This is a genomic window from Bradyrhizobium sp. STM 3566 (assembly GCF_045571445.1).
Lineage (GTDB): Bacteria > Pseudomonadota > Alphaproteobacteria > Rhizobiales > Xanthobacteraceae > Bradyrhizobium > Bradyrhizobium vignae.
In genome coordinates this window covers 7,579,030-7,593,908 of record NZ_CP120692.1, presented here as the reverse complement: position 1 = coordinate 7,593,908, position 14,879 = coordinate 7,579,030, and the positions used below count along the sequence as shown (strand labels likewise).

Sequence of the window (14,879 nt, the reverse complement as noted above, 5' to 3'; positions counted from 1 at the left end):
CTTGCGTCGATGAAAGGTCTGAGCGTGAGCAAGGCCGTCACGGCCCTGATGCTGGCGGGCCTCGTGCTGCTGCCGCTCTATTCGTCTCTGTCCGGCAACATCTTCATCCTGACGCTGTTCACCCGCATCGTCATCCTGGCGCTGGCGGCGGCGAGCCTCAACCTCATCATGGGCTTTGGCGGCATGATGAGCTTTGGTCATGCCGCCTATCTCGGCATCGGCGGCTACGCCGTCGGCATGCTTGCGCAGGAAGGCGTGGGTTCCGGCTTCATTCAGTTTCCGGTGGCGCTCGCGGCCTCCGCGATCTATGCGCTCGTGATCGGCGCGCTCTCTTTGCGCACCCGCGGCGTCTATTTCATCATGATCACGCTCGCCTTCGCGCAGATGGCCTATTACGTCGCCTCGGGGCTGGCGCGCTACGGTGGTGATGACGGCCTGACCATCTACAAGCGCAGCGACTTCTCGGGGCTGATCGACCTGTCGAACCGCACGCAGTTCTATTATCTCTGCCTCGCCTGCCTGTTCGGCGTCATCTTCCTGATCTGGCGCATCGTCAATTCGCGCTTCGGCCTCGTCGTGCAGGGCCTGCGCTCCAACGAGCAGCGCATGCAGGCGATCGGCTTTCCGGCCAAGCGCTACCAGCTGGTCTGCTTCGTCATATCAGGCACGATGTGCGGCCTTGCCGGCGCGCTGCTCGCCAACAACACCGATTTCGTCAGCCCGGCCGTGATGTACTGGACGCGTTCCGGCGACCTCATGGTGATGGTGATCCTGGGCGGCATGGGCACGCTGTTCGGCCCTGTGATGGGCGCGGTGGTCTATCTGCTGCTGGAAGAGTTCCTGTCGCAGATCACCGAATATTGGGCGCTGATCATGGGTCCGCTGTTGCTGCTCATCGTTCTGTTCGGCCGCGGCGGCATCATGGGCGTGCTCGGGAGGGCTGGCCGTGGCTGAACCCCTGCTCCGCGTCGAAAAGCTGGTGCGCCGCTTCGGCGGCATCATCGCGACCGACAATGTCTCGCTCGACGTCGCCAGCGGCGAGCTGCATGCCATCATCGGTCCGAACGGCGCCGGCAAGACCACGCTAATCAGCCAGCTCACCGGGCATCTCGCGCCGCATTCCGGCAGCGTCTCGCTGGCCGGGCGCGACATCACCTATTTGCCAGCCTATCGCCGCTGCGCGCTCGGCCTTGCGCGCTCGTTCCAGATCACTTCGCTGCTGCTCGACTTCACCGCCGCGGACAATGTCGCGCTCGCGGCGCAGGCGCATGCCGGCACCTCGTTCCGCTTCTTCGCCAACGCGCGCAAGGAGACGGGCCTGCGCGATGCCGCCCATGCCGCGCTCGACCGCGTCGGTCTCGCCCATCGCGCCGATGTGCTGGTGTCGAAGCTCAGCCATGGCGAGCGGCGCCAGATCGAGCTTGCGGTCGCGCTCGCCAGTAAGCCGAAATTGCTACTGCTCGACGAGCCCATGGCCGGCCTCGGCGTCACCGAATCCCAAGGCATGGTCAAACTGCTCCAGGAGCTGCGCAAAGAAGTCTCGATCGTGCTGGTCGAGCACGACATGCCGGCGGTGTTCGCGCTCGCCGACCGCATCTCGGTGCTGGTCTATGGCCGCGTCATCGCCTCCGGCGATCCGGCCGCGATCCGCCAGAACGAGGACGTCAAGCGCGCCTATCTCGGCGATCAGCATGTGGTGACGCATCATGGCTGACACGCTGCTCGAGATCGACGGCATCGAGACCTGCTACGGCCTCTCCCAGGTGCTGTTCGGCCTGTCGCTGTCGATCAAGCCGGGCGAGATGGTCTCGCTGATGGGCCGCAACGGCATGGGCAAGACCACGACCATCCGCTCCATCATGGGACTGACCCCGGCACGCGCCGGGACCATTCGCTTCGCGGGCGCCGAAGTGCGGCAGCTTCCGTCCTACAGAATTGCCAAGCTCGGCGTCGGCCTCGTTCCCGAGGGACGTCAGATCTTCCCGAACCTCACCGTGCGCGAAAACCTCGTCGCCGCCGCGGCTGATCGTTTCGGCAGCAGCAATCCCTGGACGCTCGCCGCGATCTACGTGCTGTTCCCGCGTCTGGCCGAACGCGCCGCCAACATGGGCAACCAGCTTTCCGGCGGCGAGCAGCAGATGCTCGCGATCGGCCGCGCGCTGATGACCAACCCGAAGCTTCTGATTCTGGACGAAGCGACCGAGGGCCTCGCGCCCCTGATCCGCGAGGAGATCTGGAATTGCCTGTCGCTGCTCAAGAACCGGGGACAGTCGATCCTGGTCGTCGACAAGAACGTCGACCATCTCGCCCGCATCTGCGATCGCCACTACATCATCGAGCGCGGCAGAACCGTATGGAGCGGCACATCGAACGAGCTGATGGCGGCGCCGGATTTGCAGCACAAATATCTGGGGATTTGAGGCGCCGCTCTCTCCCCGTCATTGCGAGCGCAGCGAAGCAATCCAGATTGCCGCTGCGGAAAGATTCTGGATTGCTTCGCTTCGCTCGCAATGACACAGGAAAGGGCGGTGCGCCCTTGCCAACAAATCCCGTGGCGGTGCAGCTCGTGGATCACGCGAGCCTCGATCGACGCACTCAGTGGCGGCTAACGCGCCAGCCGATGCGTGCCGATCTCGATCAGGGTGGACCGGCATGACAGGCGATAGATCAGGCTGAACAATTGATCCCACATGATCGAACTCCGCTGTTGATCATGGAGCGGCAGTCTAGGCACGGTGTCTTTCCGCCGTTTTTCGAGGGAGACGGAAAATGGCTTCGTCGGACCGCTGCGGGATGTCGTCGGAACAGGGGAGACGAAGTCGTCTCACGGAAGCGTGAGGCGGATCGTCCTCAAAACATCTCGAAATATTCGCGATGCTCCCAGTCGGTCACTTCAGACAGGAAGCGATCGATCTCGGCGTTCTTGATGTGGGCGTAGTAGTCGACGAATTCAGCCCCGAGCTTCTCGCGGAAGAACGGGTCGTCCTTCAGCGCGGCGACTGCATCGCGCAAGCTTTTCGGCAATGGCGGCGCTTTGGTCTCGTAGGGCGTGTCGGCCGAGGGGCCGGGATCGAGCTTGCGGTCGACGCCGTCGAGGCCTGAGAGAATCTGCGAGGCCATGTAGAGATAGGGATTGGCGGCGGGCTCGCCGATGCGGTTCTCCAGGCGCGTTGCGGCATCGCCGGCGCCTCCGAGCACGCGGATCATCACGCCGCGATTGTCGCGGCCCCAGATCGCGCGGTCCGGGGCCAGCGAATAGGACCGATAGCGCTTGTAGCCGTTGATGGTCGGGGTCGTGAACACGGTCGATGCGCGCGCGTGGTCGAGCAGGCCGGCGAGATAGGCCCGGCCGAACGCGCTGAGCGGCTCGCCCTCCGCATTCGCCATGAATTGGTTCTCGCCGCTCGTGCGCGAGACGATCGACTGATGCAGGTGCCAGCCGCTGGCGAACACGTTCGGCAGTTTTGGGCGGCACATGAAGGTGGCGTGATAGCCATGGCGTCGCGCGATCTGCTTCACGGCAGAGCGGAACAGCACCATGTTGTCGGCGGGCTCCAGCCCTTTCCTCGGCTGGAAGGTGAACTCGCACTGGCTGGGTCCGAACTCGACCTCGACCGAGCGCAAGGGCAGCTCAAGCGCGACGATGTCACGCCGCAAGATCTCCAGCACCGGCTCCATCTGATCGAAGCGCTGCTCGGTGAGATATTGATAGCCGTGGCTGAGCAGGCTCACCGATGGCGGTGTGCCCGGCTGGCCGGCATCCTCCGCGCGCATGTGCGGATCGTCGAGCCTGAAGATGTGAAATTCCACTTCGAGGCCCGCGATGAAGTCGTAACCACGCGTGCCGAGCTCATCGAGCACGCTCTTGTAGAGCCGGCGGGTTGCGAACGGCACTGGGCGGCCGTCGTTGAAATAGAGGTCGCACAGCACCCAGCCCGTCGCCGGGGCCCATGGCAGCACGCGAAACGTGGTGGGATCGGCGACCATCAGCACATCGGCCGCGCCCTCCATCTCCTTCATGCCGAAGCCGCCGCCTGACGTGAACACCGGAAACACCGTGCGGTGCGAGGTGTCCTTGGCGAGCATCGTCGTGGTGATGGAGCAGCCGCTTTCGAGCGAGGCGATCGCCTCGGCGGCGACGACGGTCTTGCCGCGCAAAATGCCGTGCTGGTCGGGGAAGGCGAGGCGGATGACCTCGAGGTTCTTTTCCTCGGCGATACGGCGCATGCGCGTTGCCGCATCTTTCTGCTCATCCGACCACAGCGCATGGCGCGCGACGAAAGTCACTTTGCTACTCCTTCAGTCGTGAGGCTCGAAGCATGCGCCACATTCTCCGTCATTGCGAGGAGCTCTTGCGACGAAGCAATCCAGCAATGCGCCGGCGGTGACAGACTGGATTGCTTCGCTTGGCTCGCAATGACGGGAATAGACGTCACTCCGCCGCCGTCAGCCGATGCACCTTGCCTTCGATCTCCTTCGGCACCGGCGCCGTCCAGGGCGCGCCGCGGCGGCGCTTGACGTCGACTTCCATCCAGTAGGTCTCCCAGCCCCGCGTCGGCCCGATGCCGTCCATCGTCGCCGGTCCCTGGATGCTGCGTGCGTTGGCCTCGTCCAGGAACAGCATCGGCTTCTCGCCGTTCTGGACCTTCTCGATCTCCTGCCGCAGCAGGCGGCGGTACTGCACGATCGCCTTGTCGGACTGTCCGAGATGCTCCTTGGTGCGGTCCTGAATCGCGCCCATCGATTCCACCGCCCATTGGTCGTGCACGTTGATGTCGTTGCCCATGCCGGTATAGGTCGCGGTCTGCTGCTCGTGCGGATCGAAACCGTAATCGTTGCTGCGGTTCTTGCGCGATTTGTAGTCGGGCAGCTCATAGAGCTCGAGCCGCTGGTCGCGCATTTTCTTCTCGTCGACCGGGTTCGTGTAGCTGGTGAAGATCGCGTACCAGTAGCAGTTCTCGTCATCGACGGGCACGTGCCACTGCGTGATCGTCATCTCCGTGCTCATGGGGATGACGAAGCCGTGCGGGAACAGCTGGTTGGTGACGCGCACATGCGTCCGTTCCGCGTCGATCTCGCGCAGCGCGATCAGCCGCAGGCCATATTCGGTGTGCTCGACATTGATGATCGGGCGGTCGTATTCGCGCAGGATCTTCGTCATCGGCAGGTCGGAGCCGGCCGAGGCGCCGCGGAATTGCTTGCCGTAGGCGGTCGAGGTGTCCTCGTCCTCGAAGAAGCGGTGCAGGTAGGAGGCGTGGGCGGGATCGATGCCGACCTCCAGCGCCTGCAGCCAGTTGCAGGCCATGTGCCCCTTGAACGCGAACGTATGGCTGCCCGGCGCGATGAAGCAGTCGATCTCCGGGAATGCGGGCGGCGCACTCTCGCCGAGATAAGCCCAGAGGATGCCGCTCTTCTCCACCACGGGATAGGAGCGCTGGCGGATGTTCTGGCAGAGTTTTGAATCCTTCGGCTCGGCCGGCGTCTCGATGCACTGGCCGGTGGCGTCGAATAGCCAGCCATGGAAAGCACAGCGCAGGCCGCCATGCTCCAAACGCCCGAAGGCGAGGTCGGCGCCGCGATGCGCGCAGTGGCGGTCGATCAGCCCATAGCGTCCGCTCTCGTCGCGAAACAGCACCAGGTTCTCGCCGAGCAGCCTGACGGGACGGATCGGCCGCGCGCCTTCCAGCTCATCCACCAGCGCCGCCGGCTGCCAGTAGCTCCGCATCAGCTTGCCGCAGGGGTCCTTCGGCCCGGTGCGGGTGATCAGGTCGTTCTGCTCCTGGCTCATCATGGCGCGTGCATCCTTGTGGAGGCGATTGTTCGCCTATTGAACGAATGGGCGAATTATGCCATGCCTTGGAGCGGCAGCAAGCACTATTTTGCAGGATTGTCCCGAAGCCATGCCCAAGCTGAAGCGCAGCGAGAGCGACGAGCGCGCGACGGACTTCGTCGAGGCCCTCGATCGCGGCCTGCGGCTGCTGCAGTGCTTCGGCACCACGGCCGGCCCGATGACGCTGAGCGATCTCGCCCGCGCCGCCGATCTGCCGCGCGCCACCGCACGGCGCATGCTGTTCACGCTTCAGCGCGGCGGTTACGTCTCCGGCGATGGCAAGTTGTTCTCGCTGACTCCGCATGTGCTGACGTTGGCCGCATCATATTTGCGCTCGAGCCAGATCATTGCCGTACTTCAACCCGTGCTCGACCGCATCGCGACCGCGGCGCAGGAAATCTCCTCGCTGGCGGTGCTCGATGGTGACGATGTCGTGTTCATCGCCCGCGGCGGCCCGACGCGGGTGTTCTCGGGCGGATTGGAGATCGGCTATCGCCTGCCGGCCTTCTGCACCTCGGTCGGCCGCGCCATGCTGGGGCAGTTCGGCGATACCGATCTCGCCGCGCGCCTGAATGCGATGAAGCGCGAGGCGCTGACGCCGCAGACGGTGACCGACCCGAAGGTGCTGCTCGCGCGCATCACGGCCGACCGCGCGCAGGGTTATTCGCTGGTCGACCGCGAGGCCGAGCCGCATTTCCGCTCGATCTCGGTCGCCGTCCGCCGCTACGACGGCGTGATCGTCGCGGCCATCAACATGGGCGCGCATGTCGATCGCGTGCCGGCGCAGGAACTGATCGACCGCTTCCTGCCGCTGTTGCGCGAAGGCGCCGAGGCCGTGCGCTCGCAGCTTCTGTAGTTCCTCCCTCGCCTCGAAACCGGTGCTATAATCGTCGCCAGCACAAGAGAACAGGGAGGAGCCCATGCACCATACCATGGTTCCCAGTGATCGCGTGGAGCACGTTGCCGTCTACGGACGCGACGGCACGAAGCTCGGCACGATCGAACGGCTGATGCTCGACAAGATGAGCGGAATGGTCGCCTATGCCGTGATCAAGACCGGCGGGCTGCTCGGCACCCATCATCATTATCCGCTGCAGTGGAGCGCGCTGAAATACGATCCGGGACGGCAGGCGTTCCAGATCGACTCGACGCTGGAGGAGCTCAGCAGCGGCCCGTGCGAGTTCGACGGCGAGGCGTTCGACTGGGGCGACCGCTCACGGCCGTATCCGCATCCGCATTACTGGTCGGTCTAAAGCGCGATGAGATTTGGATGAATCGTCATCGCGCTTCAGCTTGTTGTTTACGCATGATCTTTCCGGAAAACCGCTTCGCACTTTTCCGGATCATGCTTTAGCGGCGTCGCGAAGCGATACCCGGGAAGCTAAGACCCCGGACGTCGCTTCGCTCACCCAGGCTACGTCACGGCCGGTTGCGCATCCAATCGGCAAGACCGGACAGCGCCTGATCGAGATCCCGCCGCGCCGCGCTGTCTGTCACCGCTTCTTCCAGCGCGCCGCGCATGCAGAGCATCCACGCGTCGCGCTCGGCATCGCCGATGGCGAAACCGAAATGGCGCTGGCGCAGCCGCGGATGGCCCTTCTCGACGGAGTAAAGCCGCGGGCCGCCTGTCCATTCGGTGAGATAGCGTTTCAGCACGTCCCTGATCAGGCCGAGATCGGCCGCATGCATGGCGCGGATCACCTGCGCCTCCGGCAGCGTGTCCATGCGGTCGTAGAAGCGGTCGACCAGACGATCGATCGTGGCGCTGCCGCCGATCCGCTCGAACATGGAAATTGTGATGTCAGTGTCGGTCATCCCTACAGCGCCACACTGCGCAGCCCGAAGCTGCGGGCTTCGTTCTGCAGCACCGGCCGCACCGCATCGATCAGCCTTGCTGCGGCGTCATCCACCGACAATCCTGCCGTATCCACCACCGCGGTTGCGCGCGAATAGAGCGGCTCGCGGCTGAGCAGGATGTTGCGCAGCTCCGCCATCGCCGAGCGATCATCCGCCATCGGGCGCAGGTCGCCCTGGCGGCGCACGCGCGCCATGTGCTCTTGGGGCTCGGCCTTCAGCCAGATCGTGTAGAACGAGGTCAGGACCTGGTCGAAGGTCAAAGGCTCCGAGACGATGCCGCCGCCGGTCGCCAGCACCATCAGCTCGTTGCGCGCGAGCAGCTGCTGCAGCGCCGCCTGCTCCATGCGGCGAAAGCCTTCCTGGCCGTAGAGCGCGATGATCTCGGCGACCGAGAGCCCGTTCTGCTGCTCGACCTCCTTGTTGAGCTCGACGAAGCTCCAGCCGATCTTCTTCGCCAGCATCCTGCCGAGTGTGGACTTGCCGGCGCCACGCAAGCCGATCAGCGCGATGCCGCAGAATGGCGCGCGCCGCGGCGCGGAGGCGCTGCCCCCGGTGAGCAGATCTTTGGCCTGCGCGATCTGGCTGGGGGTCGCCTTGCGCAGGAGGTCGCGAAACATCTGCCAGTCCGGCGTCGGATCGGCGCTCGGCAGCAGGTCTTCGAGGTGTGCGCCCATCGCGTCGGAGACGCGGCGCAGCAGCACGATGGAGACGTTGCCCTTGCCGCTTTCGAGCTGCGCAATGTAGCGCTCCGAAATCCCAGATACCTTGGCGAGCACTTTGCGCGACATGCCGCGCAGTGCGCGCATGGTGCGTACGCGCTGGCCGAGCTGTTCGAGGAAGCGGGATTCGGCGTCGGGACTTTCGGTCATGAGCCTTCTTTACAGGTGTCCTGCGGCGCGTTTTAATGAAACATAGTGCCTGCTGGCATTGACAGCAAGCCGTCGTGATGTCTTTCTATGAATTATAATTCTAAATTCGGGGGAGATGTCCGTGAGCGAGGGATCCTATAACACGGTGACCTGGCTGCTCGACCGAAACGTCGAGGAGGGCCGCGGCAGCAAGCTTGCCTTCGACGACACCGTCTCGCGGCTCACCTATGGCGAGCTCCAGCAACAAACCCGGCGCGCCGCCAACATGCTGCGCCGGCTCGGCGTCCGCCGCGAGGAGCGCGTGGCGATGATCATGCTCGATACGGTCGATTTCCCGATCGTGTTCCTGGGCGCGATCCGCGCCGGCATCGTGCCGGTGCCGCTCAACACGCTGCTGACCGCGGACCAATACGCCTACATCCTCGCCGACTGCCGCGCGCGGGTGCTGTTCGTGTCCGAAGCGCTCTATCCCGTCATCAAGGACGTGGTCGGCCGCATGCCCGATCTCGAGTATGTCGTGGTCTCCGGCGCCAAGCAGAACGGCCACAAGCAGCTCGCCGAGGAGCTCTCAGGCGAGAGCGATCAGTTCACCACCGCCGCGACGCATGCGGACGAACCGGCTTTCTGGCTGTACTCGTCCGGCTCGACCGGCATGCCCAAGGGCGTGCGCCATCTGCATTCGAATTTGCAGGCGACGGCGGACACCTATGCGAAACAGGTGCTCGGCATCCGCGAAAGCGACGTGTGTCTCTCCGCGGCAAAACTGTTCTTCGCCTATGGCCTCGGCAATGCCCTGACCTTCCCGATGTCGGTCGGCGCCAGCGTGATCCTCAACAGCGAGCGGCCGACGCCGGCGCGCATGTTCGACCTGATGAACCGCTACAACCCGTCGATCTTCTACGGCGTGCCAACCCTGTTCGCGGCCATGCTCAACGACGAGACCGTGAAGGCCGAGCGTGGCGGCAAGGCCCTGCGCATCTGCACCTCCGCCGGCGAGGCGCTGCCGGAATCCGTCGGCATCAGCTGGAAGGCGCGCTTCGGCGTCGATATCCTCGACGGCGTCGGCTCGACCGAGCTGCTGCACATCTTCCTGTCGAATGCGCCCGGCGACATCAAATACGGCACGTCAGGTAAGCCGGTGCCGGGCTATGCAGTGCGGCTCGTCAACGAGGCCGGCCAGGACGTCGCCGACGGCGAGGTCGGCGAATTGCTGGTCGATGCGCCTTCCGCTGGCGAGGGTTATTGGAATCAGCGCCACAAGAGCCGCCGCACATTTGAAGGGCCGTGGACCCGCACCGGCGACAAATATGTTCGTGACGCGGATGGCCGCTACACCTTCTGCGGCCGCGCCGACGACATGTTCAAGGTCTCCGGCATCTGGGTCTCGCCTTTCGAGGTCGAGAGCGCGCTGATCACGCATCCGGCGGTGCTGGAAGCGGCCGTCGTGCCTGAGGCCGATCCGGAAGGCCTGTTGAAGCCGAAGGCCTTCGTCGTGCTGCGACCGGGCGCAACGACGACGGACTTGCAGGAGATGCTCAAGGAGCACGTCAAGCAGAAGATCGGTCCGTGGAAATATCCGCGCTGGATCGAAGTGGTGGACTCGCTGCCGAAGACCGCGACCGGAAAGATCCAGCGATTCAAGCTGCGGGAAGGGGCACATTGAGTGAGTTGGCGGCGAACGCGCTCGCTTACCCTCCCCTGGAGGGGTCCGGGACGAGCGTAGCTCGCCCGTGGGTCGGCACGCGATCGAGCGTAGCGAGACGCGTGACGGGGTGGGGTGATCTCTCAACGGGCACCGCACCCGCGGAGAGGCTGTCACCCCACCCCGCTTCACATCTCGCTGCGCTCGCTGTGAATCGACCCTCCCCCTCCAGGGGAGGGTGGGCATCTCGGTATTGGCTAGGAATGGGAATTGGACCATGACCAACCTCACCCCCACCGGCTTCCTCAGTATCGATGGCGCCAGCCTCGAATACAAATGGCTTGCGCCGCAATCGTCTGACGCCCCCACCATCGTCATGCTGCATGAAGGCCTCGGGTCGGCAGGCCTCTGGGGCGATTTCCCGGAGAAGCTGCAGCAGGCGACCGGCGCTGGCATCTTCGTTTACTCACGCGCCGGTTACGGGCAGTCCAGTCCGGTCGCGTTGCCGCGGCCGCTCGATTACATGCAGCGCGAGGCGCTGGACGTGCTGCCGAAGCTGCTCGATGCGATCGGGTTCAAGCGTGGCCTCCTGCTCGGCCATTCCGACGGTGCTTCGATCGCCACCATCTATGCCGGGGCGCATCAGGATCATCGCCTGAGCGGTCTGGTGCTGATCGCTCCGCATTTCATCGTCGAGGACATCTCGATCAAATCCATTGCCGCGATCAAGACGACGTTCGAGACCACGGATCTCAAGACAAAGCTGGCGCGCTGGCACAAGGACGTCGACAACGCCTTCTACGGCTGGAACGGCGCCTGGCTCGATCCAAAATTCCGCGATTGGGATATCTCCGAATATCTCGCCTATATCCGCGTGCCCATCATGGTCGTGCAGGGCGTCGACGACCAATACGGGACCTTGCGCCAAGCCGAGATCGCGCAGGAGGAATGTTATTGCCCGGTCGACCTGACGATCATTGCGGGCGCAGCGCATTCCCCGCATCGCGAGGTGCCGGGGCCCACGCTCGACGCGATCGCGCAGTTCGCAAGGGCGGCCTTGCGGGATGATCCGGGACTTCAGGCGGCGTGAAGCGCATCTGGGGGTGTCGCGTCAGATGAAGCAAAGTGCATATAAGGCCTAGATTCGGTCTAGACTTGTCCGATAAGATGCATTATTGTGCATCTAACGCTCAAACCAAAACCCATAATCAAGCTCAGGGATGACCAATGGCCGGGGAAGATCGGCGCCTCGCAGGCGGCGCGACGTTCATCGATTTCCAGACCGAACCGTCCCGCTACAAGCACTGGAAGCTCACGGTCGATGGCGACGTCGCGACGCTGACCATGGACGTCGACGAAAATGGCGGCCTGTTCGAGGGCTACCTGCTCAAGCTCAATTCCTACGACCTCGGCGTCGACATCGAGCTTGCGGACGCGATCCAGCGCCTGCGCTTCGAGCATCCCGGGGTGAAGGTCGTCATCATGCGCTCGGCCAAGAACCGCGTGTTCTGTGCCGGCGCCAACATCCGCATGCTCGCGGGCTCGACGCACGCCCACAAGGTCAACTTCTGCAAGTTCACCAACGAGACCCGTAACGGCATGGAAGACTCCTCGGAGAATTCCGGCCAGCGCTTCATCACGGTGGTGAACGGCTCGGCCGCCGGCGGCGGCTATGAGCTGGCGCTTGCGACCGACCACATCATCCTCGCCGATGACGGCTCGTCGGCTGTCGCGCTGCCCGAAGTGCCGCTGCTCGCGGTGCTGCCCGGCACCGGCGGCCTCACTCGCGTGGTCGACAAGCGCAAGGTGCGCCGCGACCACGCCGATGTCTTCTGCACCATCGAGGAAGGCGTGAAAGGCAAGCGCGCCGTGCAGTGGCGCCTCGTCGACGAGATCGCGCCGAACTCGAAGCTGGAAGCCAGGATCGCCGAGCGCGCCAGGGAATTTGCGGCCGCTTCGAAACGCACCGGCAGCGGCAAGGGCATTGCGCTGACGCCGCTCAAGCGCATCATCGACGACAACAGCATCCGTTACGGCTTCGTCACCGTCGACATCGATCGCACTGCTCGCATCGCGACCATCTCGATCAAGGCACCGGAGACCGCGCCGCCGGCCGACATCGACGCCATGATGGCGCAGGGGGCTTCGTTCTGGCCGCTCCAGGTCGCGCGCGAGCTCGATGACGCGATTCTGCATCTGCGCATCAACGAGCTCGAGATCGCCATGCTGGTGTTCAAGAGCCATGGCGACCGCGCCCATGTGCTCGCTTGCGATGCCTTCCTCGAAGCCAACAAGGCGCACTGGCTGGTCAACGAGATCAGGCACTACTGGAAGCGCGTGCTGAAGCGCATCGACGTCACCTCGCGTACGCTGGTGACGCTGGTCGAGCCCGGCTCCTGCTTTGCCGGCACGCTCGCCGAGCTCGTCTTCGCCGCCGACCGCTCCTACATGCTGATCGGCACGCGCCAGGGCGACAACCGCCCGCCGCCGTCGATCGAGCTCTCGGCGATGAACTTCGGTCCCTATCCGATGAGCCATGGGCTGACGCGGCTTCAATCACGCTTCCAGGCCGATCCGTCCGATGTGGAGCGCGCGGAAGCAACGCTCGGCACCGCGCTCGACGCCGAGCAGGCGGAAGAGCTCGGCCTCGTCACCTTCGCGCTCGACGACATCGACTGGGATGACGAGGTCCGCGTCTTCCTCGAGGAGCGCGCCAGCTTCTCGCCCGACAGTCTCACCGGCATGGAAGCGAGCCTCCGCTTCGTCGGTCCCGAGACGATGGAATCGAAAATCTTCGCGCGCCTCACCGCCTGGCAGAACTGGATCTTCCAGCGCCCCAACGCGGTCGGCGAGGAAGGCGCGCTGCGCCGCTACGGCAGCGGGCAGAAGCCGAAATTCGATATGACGCGGGTTTGATGACTTTCACTGCGTCATGGCCGGGCAGAAGCGCGAAGCGCGTCTTTGCACAAATGTCCCGGCCATCCACGTCCTTGGCTCAAAGAAGCAAGAACGTGGATGCCCGGCACAAGGCCGGGCATGACGGGAAGAGATCGCAAGGAGCACGGCCATGAACATGAACATCATGAACGTCGACTACTCGACCAAGATTCCCAACAACGTGAACCTCGCCGAAGACCGCCAGGTGCTCAAGGCGCTGGAAGGCTGGCATCCCGGTTACATGGACTGGTGGAGCGACATGGGCCCTGAGGGCTTCCAGGAATCGCTGGTCTATTTGCGCACGGCCTATTCGGTCGATCCGCGCGGCTGGGCCAAGTTCGACTACGTGCGCATGCCCGAATATCGCTGGGGCATTCTCCTTGCTCCGCAGGAAGAGAATCGCGTCGTTCCGTTCGGCGAGCATTATGGCGAGCCGGCCTGGCAGGAAGTCCCGGGCGAGCATCGCGCCATGCTGCGCCGCCTGATCGTGATCCAGGGCGACACCGAGCCCGCCTCCGTCGAGCAGCAGCGCCATCTCGGCAAGACAGCGCCCTCGCTCTACGACATGCGCAATTTGTTCCAGGTCAATGTCGAGGAAGGCCGCCATCTCTGGGCGATGGTCTACCTGCTGCAAAAGTATTTCGGCCGCGACGGACGTGAAGAAGCCGATGATCTGCTGCGCCGCCGCTCGGGCGATGCCGATGCGCCGCGCATGCTGGGCGCCTTCAACGAGGCGACGCCGGACTGGCTGTCCTTCTTCATGTTCACCTATTTCACCGACCGCGATGGCAAGATGCAGCTGCACTCGCTGGCGCAGTCGGGCTTCGATCCCTTGTCGCGCACCTGCCGCTTCATGCTGACGGAAGAGGCGCATCACATGTTCGTCGGCGAGACCGGCATCACCCGCGTCGTGCAGCGCACCTGCGATGCGATGAAGCAAGCCGGCATCAGCGATCCCACCGACATCGCCAAGGTGCGCGCGCTCGGCGTGATCGATCTGCCGACCATCCAGAAGAAGCTGAACCTGCACTACACGCTGTCGCTCGACCTGTTCGGCTCGGAGGTCTCGACCAACGCGGCCAACGCCTTCAACGCCGGCATCAAGGGCCGCTATCACGAGACCCAGATCGACGACGATCACCAGCTCAAGAATTCCACCTATCCGGTGCTCAAGCTGATCAACGGCGAGGCCAAGCTGGTCGACGAGCCGGCGCTGACCGCGCTCAACATGCGCCTGCGCGACGATTACACCCAGGATTGCATCAAGGGCATGCTGCGCTGGAACAAGGTGATCTCGACCGCGGGCTACGACTTCAAGCTGACGCTGCCCAACGTCGCCTTCCATCGCCACATCGGCGAGTTCAAAGACGTGCACGCGACGCCCGACGGCATCTTGATCGACGAGGCCACCTGGGCGAAGCGTCGGGATGAATGGCTGCCCTCGGCGAGCGACGGCGACTTCATCACCTCGCTGATGCAGCCCGTCACCGAGATCGGCCAGTTCGCCTCCTGGATCTCGCCGCCCAAGGTCGGCATCGACAACAAGCCCGGCGATTTCGAGTACGTGAAGATCGAGTCGTAACGGCTGCTCGCGAGGCGCGTCCGTCGCACCATACGAAGACTGTCATCACCCGCGAAAGCGGGTGATCCAGTACTCCGCGGCAGCAGTGATTGAGCCGATAGGCCGCGGCGTACTGGATGCCCCGCCTTCGCGGGGCATGACAGAGTGTGTAAGGCGCGGCCT

Annotated in this window: 13 protein-coding genes; 9 read left to right on the top strand and 4 right to left on the bottom strand. The window is 64.2% G+C overall.

The genetic code is table 11. The features are described 5' to 3' along the window. Positions 1-9: 9 nt before the first annotated feature. From P6U27_RS36095 to P6U27_RS36085, 3 genes are read left to right on the top strand one after another with little or no spacing between them, the layout of a single operon-like run. Positions 10-954 (top strand): branched-chain amino acid ABC transporter permease, encoded by a 945-nt coding sequence (locus P6U27_RS36095; RefSeq protein ID WP_122406103.1) that lies wholly within the window; start codon positions 10-12, stop codon positions 952-954. Then, the gene (locus P6U27_RS36090; RefSeq protein ID WP_122406102.1) at positions 947-1,714 is read left to right on the top strand and encodes an ABC transporter ATP-binding protein; all 768 of its coding nucleotides are present in this window, start codon (positions 947-949) and stop codon (positions 1,712-1,714) included. The genes P6U27_RS36095 and P6U27_RS36090 overlap by 8 nt, the downstream gene beginning before the upstream one ends. Then, entirely contained in the window at positions 1,707-2,420 is a 714-nt protein-coding gene (locus P6U27_RS36085; protein WP_122406101.1) for an ABC transporter ATP-binding protein, read from the top strand. The genes P6U27_RS36090 and P6U27_RS36085 overlap by 8 nt, the downstream gene beginning before the upstream one ends. Before the next feature lie 430 nt (positions 2,421-2,850). Here P6U27_RS36085 and P6U27_RS36080 read toward each other — a convergent pair whose 3' ends face one another. After that, positions 2,851-4,287, bottom strand: a complete 1,437-nt coding sequence (locus P6U27_RS36080) for a glutamine synthetase family protein (RefSeq protein WP_122406100.1) — start codon at positions 4,285-4,287, stop codon at positions 2,851-2,853. A gap of 145 nt (positions 4,288-4,432) precedes the next feature. Then, positions 4,433-5,791 (bottom strand): aromatic ring-hydroxylating dioxygenase subunit alpha, encoded by a 1,359-nt coding sequence (locus tag P6U27_RS36075; protein ID WP_122406099.1) that lies wholly within the window; start codon positions 5,789-5,791, stop codon positions 4,433-4,435. A 109-nt stretch (positions 5,792-5,900) separates the two neighbouring features. Between P6U27_RS36075 and P6U27_RS36070 the strand changes: the two genes are divergently transcribed. After that, complete coding sequence (locus P6U27_RS36070; RefSeq protein ID WP_407193483.1) at positions 5,901-6,686, top strand: IclR family transcriptional regulator C-terminal domain-containing protein; 786 nt, start codon at positions 5,901-5,903, stop codon at positions 6,684-6,686. Between the two features lie 64 nt (positions 6,687-6,750). Continuing rightward, on the top strand, positions 6,751-7,083 hold the full coding sequence (locus P6U27_RS36065) for a PRC-barrel domain-containing protein (protein ID WP_122406097.1): 333 nt from the start codon (positions 6,751-6,753) through the stop codon (positions 7,081-7,083). Positions 7,084-7,249: 166 nt separating this feature from the next. Here the strand turns inward: P6U27_RS36065 and P6U27_RS36060 are convergent, their stop codons facing one another. Both P6U27_RS36060 and P6U27_RS36055 read right to left on the bottom strand, forming a co-directional pair. Further along, positions 7,250-7,645 (bottom strand): group II truncated hemoglobin, encoded by a 396-nt coding sequence (locus P6U27_RS36060; protein ID WP_122406096.1) that lies wholly within the window; start codon positions 7,643-7,645, stop codon positions 7,250-7,252. A 2-nt stretch (positions 7,646-7,647) separates the two neighbouring features. Then, entirely contained in the window at positions 7,648-8,556 is a 909-nt protein-coding gene (locus tag P6U27_RS36055) for a helix-turn-helix transcriptional regulator (RefSeq protein WP_122406984.1), read from the bottom strand. A 121-nt stretch (positions 8,557-8,677) separates the two neighbouring features. Here P6U27_RS36055 and P6U27_RS36050 point away from each other — a divergent pair, with 121 nt between their 5' ends. The 4 genes from P6U27_RS36050 (at position 8,678) to boxB (ending at position 14,717) form a co-directional block, all read left to right on the top strand. Beyond that, positions 8,678-10,219, top strand: coding sequence for a benzoate-CoA ligase family protein (locus P6U27_RS36050; protein ID WP_407193482.1), 1,542 nt, complete (start codon positions 8,678-8,680; stop codon positions 10,217-10,219). Between the two features lie 256 nt (positions 10,220-10,475). Continuing rightward, complete coding sequence (locus P6U27_RS36045) at positions 10,476-11,288, top strand: alpha/beta fold hydrolase (RefSeq protein ID WP_122406095.1); 813 nt, start codon at positions 10,476-10,478, stop codon at positions 11,286-11,288. A gap of 137 nt (positions 11,289-11,425) precedes the next feature. Then, the gene (gene boxC, locus P6U27_RS36040; RefSeq protein WP_122406094.1) at positions 11,426-13,114 is read left to right on the top strand and encodes a 2,3-epoxybenzoyl-CoA dihydrolase; all 1,689 of its coding nucleotides are present in this window, start codon (positions 11,426-11,428) and stop codon (positions 13,112-13,114) included. Positions 13,115-13,265: 151 nt separating this feature from the next. Next, the gene (boxB, locus tag P6U27_RS36035) at positions 13,266-14,717 is read left to right on the top strand and encodes a benzoyl-CoA 2,3-epoxidase subunit BoxB (protein WP_122406093.1); all 1,452 of its coding nucleotides are present in this window, start codon (positions 13,266-13,268) and stop codon (positions 14,715-14,717) included. The last annotated feature ends 162 nt before the right edge of the window (positions 14,718-14,879 follow it).